Genomic DNA, 7,352 nt, shown 5'->3' with positions numbered 1-7,352 from the left:
GCTGCCCCGGCAACGAGGCCCCTTCCGGGGCGCCCCGGAAGGGGCCTCGTTGCCGGGGCAGCAGTGGGCGCTGGAGGACGGCAGGGTCGACGCCGCGGAATACGGCAGGGCGATGAACGAGTTCATTTCCTGCGTCAGGGGCGCGGGATATGAAGTGACCGACCCGGTGATCAGTCCGATCGACGGACTGAGTCTGCTGTATCAGATCACACCGTCGGGTGATCCCGCCTCTTACAACGAGGCGGTGCAGCGCTGCAACCTCTCCCATCTCTCCATGGTCGAGCCGACCTATGTCGAGTCCCATCCGAAAGTGATGGAGGAAACCCTGAGGTCCGCGGTCGTGCGGTGCCTGCGGGGGCGAGGCAGGACCGCCTCGGGCGACGAGAGGAACGCCACCGAGTTGGCCGAGGCGGCGCGGGACGAGCCGGCCGTCGTGGAATGCATCACGGAGTCGAGGGTGCGTCTGTTCCCCGAACTCCCCGACGAGGCGGTGGTGCGCATCTGAGAGCCGGGGCGGACGGCGTCCTCCGCGAGCGGGCGTCCTTCCGGCCGACCCCGGGTCGACCGCACCGTTCCGCGGGATCCGCTCGTCCGCCCCGGCGGGCCCCTACAGCGCTTTGGCGTAGCAGCGGCTCTCCTCGTGGAAGCGGTAGTAGCCGAACGGCTCGCACGGCTCGTAGCCGCTGGAGGTGTACAGGGCGATGGCCTCCGGCTGCTTGGTGCCGGTCTCCAGGACCACGCGGACGCGGCCGGCCGCGCGGGCGTCCTCCTCCAGGGCGGCCAGGATGCGGCGGGCCAGGCCCCGGCCGCGCATCTGCTCGATCACGTACATGCGCTTCAGCTCGGCGTCGCCGTCGCGGTTGCCCTCGCCGTTGGCGTCCTGGACGCGCCAGCCGCCGGAGGCCACGGGGACGTCGTTCTCGTCGTAGGCGATCAGGTAGACGCCGTTCGGGGGCGTGAAGTCCGCCGGGTCCATGGGGGTGGCGTCACCGCCGTCGCCGTAGCGGGCGTGGTACTCGGCCTGGACCTCGGCGTCCAGCTTCACTGCGTCGGGGTGGTCGTAGGGGACTCGGCGGATGTTCATGCCGAGCACGGTAAAACAAACCCCGGGGTGAACGGGAGCGCGATCTCGGTCCGGAATTGGACCTTGTCCAGTGTGCCGGTATCGTGCCCTGATGCTCACTGTGACCTCCGTCAACGTCAACGGACTGCGCGCCGCCGCGAAGAAGGGCTTCGTGGAGTGGCTGGCGCAGACCCCCGCCGATGCGCTGTGCCTGCAGGAGGTGCGGGCGGAGCCGCAGCAGCTGCCCGAGCAGGTGCGGGAGCCCGAGGGGTGGCACGTGGTGCACGCGCCCGCCGCGGCGAAGGGGCGCGCGGGGGTCTCGCTGTACACCCGGCGGGAACCCGACCGCGTCCAGGTCGGCTTCGGCTCGACCGAGTTCGACGGCAGCGGGCGGTACGTGGAGGCGGACCTGCCCGGGGTCACCGTCGCCTCGCTCTACCTGCCCTCCGGTGAGGTCGGCACGGAGCGGCAGGAGGAGAAGGTCCGCTTCATGGGCGAGTTCCTGGCGTACCTCAAGGAGCTGCGGGAGCGGGCCGCCGGGGAGGGGCGGGAGGTCGTGGTGTGCGGTGACTGGAACATCGCCCACGAGAAGGCCGACCTGAAGAACTGGCGCGGGAACACCAAGAACTCGGGCTTCCTGCCGGAGGAGCGGGAGTGGCTCTCCCGCGTCCTCACCCCGACCGACGGCGGATACGTCGACGTGGTGCGGAAGCTGCACCCGGACGTCGACGGGCCGTACTCGTGGTGGTCGTACCGGGGGCGGGCCTTCGACAACGACACCGGATGGCGCATCGACTACCAGATGGCGACCCCGGGGCTCGCGGACCGTGCGGTCAAGGCGTACGTGGAGCGCGCGGCCACGCACGCCGAGCGCTGGTCGGACCACGCGCCGGTGACGGTGGTCTTCGAGTAGCCGGCCCACGGCGGACGAGCCGGTGCGGGCGCCGGCCGGATTGACCCGTGATCCGGGCGCCGGAATGAACTCCGTCGGGGGTCTTCCGCGACCGTAGCGTCGTGGGCATGACGAGCGAGAGCACCGCCGCCGACCGCACCCGCATCGACTTCGCCCGGGCCGTGCCGAAGGCGTTCAAGGCACTCATCTCCTTCGACGCGGCGGCCCGCGAGGGCTTGGACCCGGCACTCGCCGAACTGGTCCAGATCCGGTCCTCGCAGCTCAACGGCTGCGCGTACTGCCTGCACCTGCACACCTCGGACGCCCGCAGGGCGGGGGAGAGCGAGGAGCGGCTGCACATGGTCGCCGTGTGGCGGGAAGCGGGGAACTTCTTCACGGAGCCCGAGCGGGCCGCGCTCGAACTCGCCGAAGCGGTCACCCTGGTCTCCGGCGGCGGGGTGCCCGACGCGGTCTACCGCCGAGCGGCCGCCCACTTCACCGACGCCGAACTGGCCCGCCTGCTCGCCCTGGTCCTCGCCGTCAACACCTGGAACCGCATCGCCCTGAGCACGGCCAAGGTGCCGGTCGCCGGCCGGCGGTGAGCCGGCCGGTGGGCACCGGTACGCCGTAGCCGTCAGCACCCGTCGGGCGGTGGCGGCAGGATGCCGCAGAGGGCGTCGAGCGCCGCCCCGAAGGCGTGGTCGGGAGGCGCGGCGTAGCCGACGACCAGGCCGTCGTGCGCGGGCATGGTGGCGGCCGGGTGCCGGAAGCCGGCGAGCCCGTCCACGGCGATGCGCTGCCAGGCCGCGGCCTTGACCACCGACCGCTCGCTGCCGGGCGGCAGGCCCAGCACCGCGTGCAGTCCGGCGGCGACGCCCGTGAGGGCGATGTGCGGGGCCCGGCGGGCGAGCAGCGAGACCAGACGGTCCCTGCGGTCCCGGTAGCGCTGCCGGCTCCGGCGGACGTGCCGGTCGTAGTGGCCCGACTCGATGAACTCGGCGAGGGTCAGCTGGTCCGTGACCCCGGCCCACGCCTCGCGCTCGCCCTTGACGCGCAGCACGGGCTCCACCAGGTGGTCCGGCAGGACCATCCACCCCAGTCGCAGCGCGGGGGAGAGGCTCTTGCTGAGCGAGCCCAGGTACACGACACGCTGCGGATCGAGGCCCTGGACGGCGCCCACCGGTTCCCGGTCGTAGCGGAACTCCCCGTCGTAGTCGTCCTCCAGCAGCACGCCCCCGCTGCCGCGCGCCCAGTCCACCGCGGCGGCCCGCCGCTCGGGGTGGAGCGGTCCTCCCGTGGGGAACTGGTGGGCGGGGGTGAGCAGGGCCGCCCGTACGCCCTTCAGCGCGGACAGTTCCGTGGTGCGTGCCCCGTGCTCGTCCAGCGTCAGGGGCACGGTCCGTACCTGCGCGGCCGCCAGGACCGACCGGTGGAACGGCAGCCCGTAGGACTCCACGGCCAGGGGGCCGCGCAGCACCTTCCCGCCGAAGAGCAGACGCAGGGCGTGCGCGAATCCGGAGCACACGACGATCGTCTCGGGGCCGGTGCGCACGCCCCGCACGCGGGACAGGTATCCGGCGAGGGCACGCCGCAGTTCGGGCCGTCCGCGGGGGTCACCGGGCCCGAACGCCTCGTGGGGCGCCGCGTTCAGTGCCCGCCGCGCGGCGGCCAGCCAGGCCGTGCGGGGGAAGGAGGCGACGTCCGGCAGGCCCTGCCGCAGGTTGTGGGCGGGCGGCTCCGGACTGACCGGCACGGGCTTGGGGACGCGCGGGGACTCGACCGGCCTCGCTCTGGGCGCCACCCGCGTCCCCGATCCCTGGCGGGCGACCAGCCAGCCCTCGGCGACCAGCTCGGCGTAGGTCTCGGCGACGGTGTTGCGGGCCAGCCCGAGGTCGGCGGCGAGCGACCGGTAGGGAGGGAGCCGGGTGCCCGGTGCCAGTCGTCCCTCTCGGATCGCCTCGCGCAGCGCGCGACCGAGCACGGCGCGGCGGCTGCCGCCTCCGGCCAGGTCCAGGTTCAGGTCCAGGTGGAGGTCGCTGCCGCCGCGCTCGGCCGGATTGACCCATGAATCCGTCACGGGAATGCACCCTACGCGAGGTCTTTTCGGTGCCTAGCGTGGTGGTCACGAGGAACGGGGGCCCGGCGCGACGCCGGGGCCGGGGGCCGGTGAGACGGCCCGGGGGCCCGGGAGGACCTGCGCGGGCCCGTTCCTCGTCGTCGCACCGACCCGATCACGACCGAGGAGCATCCCGTGTCCGAGAACCTGGTGAACGCCTCCGCCCGTCCCGTCCTCGTCCGTGCCGATTCCGCCGAGACGGTGCAGGACGGGGCCGCCGGCCTCATCACCCTGCTGGCCGATTCCGCCCGGACCCAGGGAGCGCTGACGGCCAACCGGGCCACCCTGGGCAAGGGTTCTCCGGGCGCCCCCGTCCACTTCCACACCGGGGCGACCGAGATGTTCTTCGTGCTCGGCGGCAGCCTGCGCGTGCTGCTGGGCGACCGGATCGTCACCCTGGGGGCGGGCGACTTCGTGACGGTGCCGCCGCGGCTGCCGCACGCCTTCGCTCCGGCCCGGGGCGAGGAGGCCGACGTGCTGGTCGCCTTCACCCCCGGTATGGACCGCTTCGACTACTACCGCCTGCTGGAGCGTGTCCACCGGGGGGAGGCCACCGTCGAGGACATCAAGGCCAGTTCCGCGCGGTACGACAACCACTACTGCGCCAGCCCCCTCTGGCAGGCCGAACTCGCCGGCGACTGACCGGCCGCGGGACGGGGGCCGCCCGCACCGTCAGGGGCGCCGGTGGGTGGTGCGGGAAGCGCGGGTGGGCGGTGCGGGAACGGCTGCGCGGTCTCCGGCGGCGGTCAGTCCTTCTTGTGCAACCGCCGGTCCAGGGCCAGGGACAGTTCCGCGTCGACCACGCTGCGGGCCAGGGGGCGCAGGCGGTGGAGGGCCTCCTCGGGGGCGTGGCGGAGGATCAGGCCGGCGAAGAGGTCGGCCAGGGCGTCGGCGTGGACGCGGGCCTCCCGGCCGGCGCGGAGCACCTCCGCGAGCGGGATGCCCTCGCGGACCAGGGCGGACGACACGTCCAGCAGGCGGCGGCTGATGTGGACGATCTCCTCGCCGTCGACGCCGAGGTAGCCGAGGTCCAGCGCGGCGGCCAGGTTATCGGGGGTGACCTGGCCGGCGAAGTGGTCGGCGAGTTCCTCGGGGGTGAGGCGGACCGGGGTCTCCTCGGTGGGGGTCTCCATGCCGAGGAGTTCGCCGACGTCGCGGCCGTGGTCGAAGGCCTCGGCGAGTTCCGCTATGCCGTTCAGGGTGTGGCCGCGCTCCAGCAGGGCCGTGATGGTGCGCAGGCGGGCCAGGTGGTGGTCGTCGTACCAGGCGATGCGGCCCTCGCGGCGGGGCGGCGGGATCAGCTTGCGCTCGCGGTAGAAGCGCAGGGTGCGCACCGTGATGCCGGCCAGCCGGGCCAGCTCCTCCATGCGGTACTCGCGCCGCTCGCCGGGTCCTGCGTTGTCCTCTGCCACGTCAGCAGCCTAGGGCCTGTCCGGCGGACGGGCCCGGGTGTGTACCGGCGGTAACTTTCGTCGCGTGACCCCTACCCATCGGTACGGGGCTGCTCTACGCTCCCCATTGCGCCAGTGTTCACTGGCGGAGTTCTGAGCGAGGCGTGGAGGCTTAGGGATGGCCGAGCACGAGCACGAGCGTGAACACGAGCATGTACGGGTGGCGGTGGTCGGGTCCGGGTTCGGCGGGCTCGGGGCCGCCGTGCGGCTGCGGCGCGAGGGGATCACCGACTTCGTCGTCCTGGAGCGGGCGGGCAGCGTCGGCGGCACCTGGCGGGACAACAGCTATCCCGGCTGCGCGTGCGACGTGCCGTCCCACCTGTACTCGTTCTCCTTCGCGCCCAACCCCGACTGGCCGCGCTCCTTCTCCGGCCAGGAGCACATCCGCGCCTACCTCGAGCACGTCACCGACGCCTTCGGGCTGCGGCCCCACATCCGCTTCGACTCGGAGGTGAAGCGGATGGTGTGGGACGCCGAGCGGCTGCGCTGGGACATCGAGACCAGCAGCGGAAACCTCAGCGCGGACGTGGTCGTGTCCGCCACCGGTCCGCTGTCCGAGCCGAAGACCCCGGACATCCCGGGGCTCGACACCTTCCCCGGCAAGGTCTTCCACTCCGCCCGCTGGGACCACGACTACGACCTGCGCGGCAAGCGGGTCGCCATGGTCGGCACCGGCGCCTCGGCGATCCAGATCGTGCCGTCCATCCAGCCGCTGGTCTCCCGGCTCACCCTCCTCCAGCGCACCCCGGCCTGGGTCCTGCCCCGCGCCGACCGCGCCATCAGCGGCGCCGAGCGCGCCGTGCACCGGGCGCTGCCCCTCACCACGAAGCTGCGCCGCGGACTGCTGTGGGGCGTGCGGGAGTTGCAGGTGCAGGCGTTCACCAAGCACCCGGGCGAGCTGGGTTTCGTGGAGCAGTTGGCCAAGCGCAACATGGCCCGCGTCGTCAAGGACCCGGCCCTGCGCGCCAAGCTCACCCCGGACTACCGCATCGGCTGCAAGCGGATCCTGCTGTCCAGCACGTACTACCCGGCGCTCGTCCAGCCCAACGTCGACGTCGTCGCGAGCGGGTTGAGCGAGGTGCGCGGGTCGACCGTCGTCGCCGCCGACGGCACCGAGGCCGAGGTCGACGCGATCGTGTTCGGCACCGGGTTCCACGTGACCGACATGCCCATCGCCGAGCGGGTCGTCGGCGCGGAGGGCAGGACCCTCGCCGAGACCTGGACCGGCGGGATGCAGGCGCTGCGCGGTGCCGCGGCCGCCGGGTTCCCCAACTTCATGACGGTCATCGGGCCCAACACCGGCCTCGGGAACTCCTCCATGATCCTGATGATCGAGTCCCAGCTGAACTACCTGGCCGACTACCTCCGCCAGCTCGACGTCCTCGGCGGCCGGGTCGCCCTCGACGCCCGGCCCAGTGCGGTGCGCGCCTGGAACCACCGGGTGCAGCAGCGGATGAAGCGCACGGTGTGGAACACCGGCGGCTGCACCAGCTGGTACCTGGACGCGAGCGGGCGCAACACCACCGTCTGGCCGGGCACGACCACCGAGTTCCGGCGCGCCACCCGGCACGTGGACCTGTCCGAGTACGCCGTCCTGCGGGCGCCCGCGAAGAGGCCCGCCGTCACCCGGGACGGCGCGGAGGTGACCGCGTGAGCCGGCCGGACCCCGCCTTCTCCGGGCCCTACGTCCCGCCCGCCCCCGCCCGTGAGCTGACCGCCGTCTCCGCCGACGGCTCCCGGCTGCACATCGAGGTGCACGGGCCCGAGCGGGCGCCCGCGGTCGTCCTCGCCCACGGCTGGACCTGCTCGACCGCCGTCTGGGCGGCGCAG

The 7,352-nt window shown here is 73.1% G+C and carries 8 protein-coding genes and 1 pseudogene; 6 read left to right on the top strand and 3 right to left on the bottom strand.

Annotated features, from left to right (window positions below; translation table 11 throughout):
- Position 1: 1 nt before the first annotated feature.
- Positions 2-505 (top strand): hypothetical protein, encoded by a 504-nt coding sequence (locus tag B7L92_RS22495; RefSeq protein ID WP_081239271.1) that lies wholly within the window; start codon positions 2-4, stop codon positions 503-505.
- A gap of 102 nt (positions 506-607) precedes the next feature.
- Here the strand turns inward: B7L92_RS22495 and B7L92_RS22490 are convergent, their stop codons facing one another.
- A complete protein-coding gene (locus B7L92_RS22490) occupies positions 608-1,084 on the bottom strand; it encodes a GNAT family N-acetyltransferase (protein WP_026085114.1) in 477 nt (158 codons plus the stop codon).
- Positions 1,085-1,175: 91 nt separating this feature from the next.
- Between B7L92_RS22490 and B7L92_RS22485 the strand changes: the two genes are divergently transcribed.
- Both B7L92_RS22485 and B7L92_RS22480 read left to right on the top strand, forming a co-directional pair.
- Positions 1,176-1,976 (top strand): exodeoxyribonuclease III, encoded by an 801-nt coding sequence (locus B7L92_RS22485; protein ID WP_081239270.1) that lies wholly within the window; start codon positions 1,176-1,178, stop codon positions 1,974-1,976.
- A 107-nt stretch (positions 1,977-2,083) separates the two neighbouring features.
- The gene (locus tag B7L92_RS22480; RefSeq protein WP_081239273.1) at positions 2,084-2,557 is read left to right on the top strand and encodes a carboxymuconolactone decarboxylase family protein; all 474 of its coding nucleotides are present in this window, start codon (positions 2,084-2,086) and stop codon (positions 2,555-2,557) included.
- 32 nt (positions 2,558-2,589) lie between these two features.
- Here the strand turns inward: B7L92_RS22480 and pdxR are convergent, their stop codons facing one another.
- Entirely contained in the window at positions 2,590-4,032 is a 1,443-nt protein-coding gene (pdxR, locus tag B7L92_RS22475) for a MocR-like pyridoxine biosynthesis transcription factor PdxR (protein WP_081239269.1), read from the bottom strand.
- Positions 4,033-4,206: 174 nt separating this feature from the next.
- On the opposite strand from pdxR, the gene B7L92_RS22470 reads away from it, so the two are divergent.
- Complete coding sequence (locus B7L92_RS22470; RefSeq protein ID WP_255311076.1) at positions 4,207-4,713, top strand: cupin domain-containing protein; 507 nt, start codon at positions 4,207-4,209, stop codon at positions 4,711-4,713.
- Between the two features lie 104 nt (positions 4,714-4,817).
- On the opposite strand, the gene B7L92_RS22465 is transcribed toward B7L92_RS22470, so the two are convergent.
- Positions 4,818-5,438: a MerR family transcriptional regulator gene (locus B7L92_RS22465; protein ID WP_081239268.1), complete on the bottom strand. Its 621-nt coding sequence runs from the start codon at positions 5,436-5,438 to the stop codon at positions 4,818-4,820.
- A 202-nt stretch (positions 5,439-5,640) separates the two neighbouring features.
- Between B7L92_RS22465 and B7L92_RS22460 the strand changes: the two genes are divergently transcribed.
- Both B7L92_RS22460 and B7L92_RS22455 read left to right on the top strand, forming a co-directional pair.
- On the top strand, positions 5,641-7,176 hold the full coding sequence (locus B7L92_RS22460; protein ID WP_081239267.1) for a flavin-containing monooxygenase: 1,536 nt from the start codon (positions 5,641-5,643) through the stop codon (positions 7,174-7,176).
- Positions 7,173-7,352 (top strand): annotated as a pseudogene (locus tag B7L92_RS22455) (alpha/beta fold hydrolase); the annotation flags it as partial. The gene B7L92_RS22460 and the pseudogene B7L92_RS22455, both read left to right, overlap by 4 nt.

Source organism: Streptomyces viridosporus (genome assembly GCF_002078235.1).
GTDB classification, from domain to species: domain Bacteria; phylum Actinomycetota; class Actinomycetes; order Streptomycetales; family Streptomycetaceae; genus Streptomyces; species Streptomyces viridosporus.
Note: the sequence above shows the minus strand (reverse complement) of the source record. Positions and strands in the feature narration are given on the sequence as shown.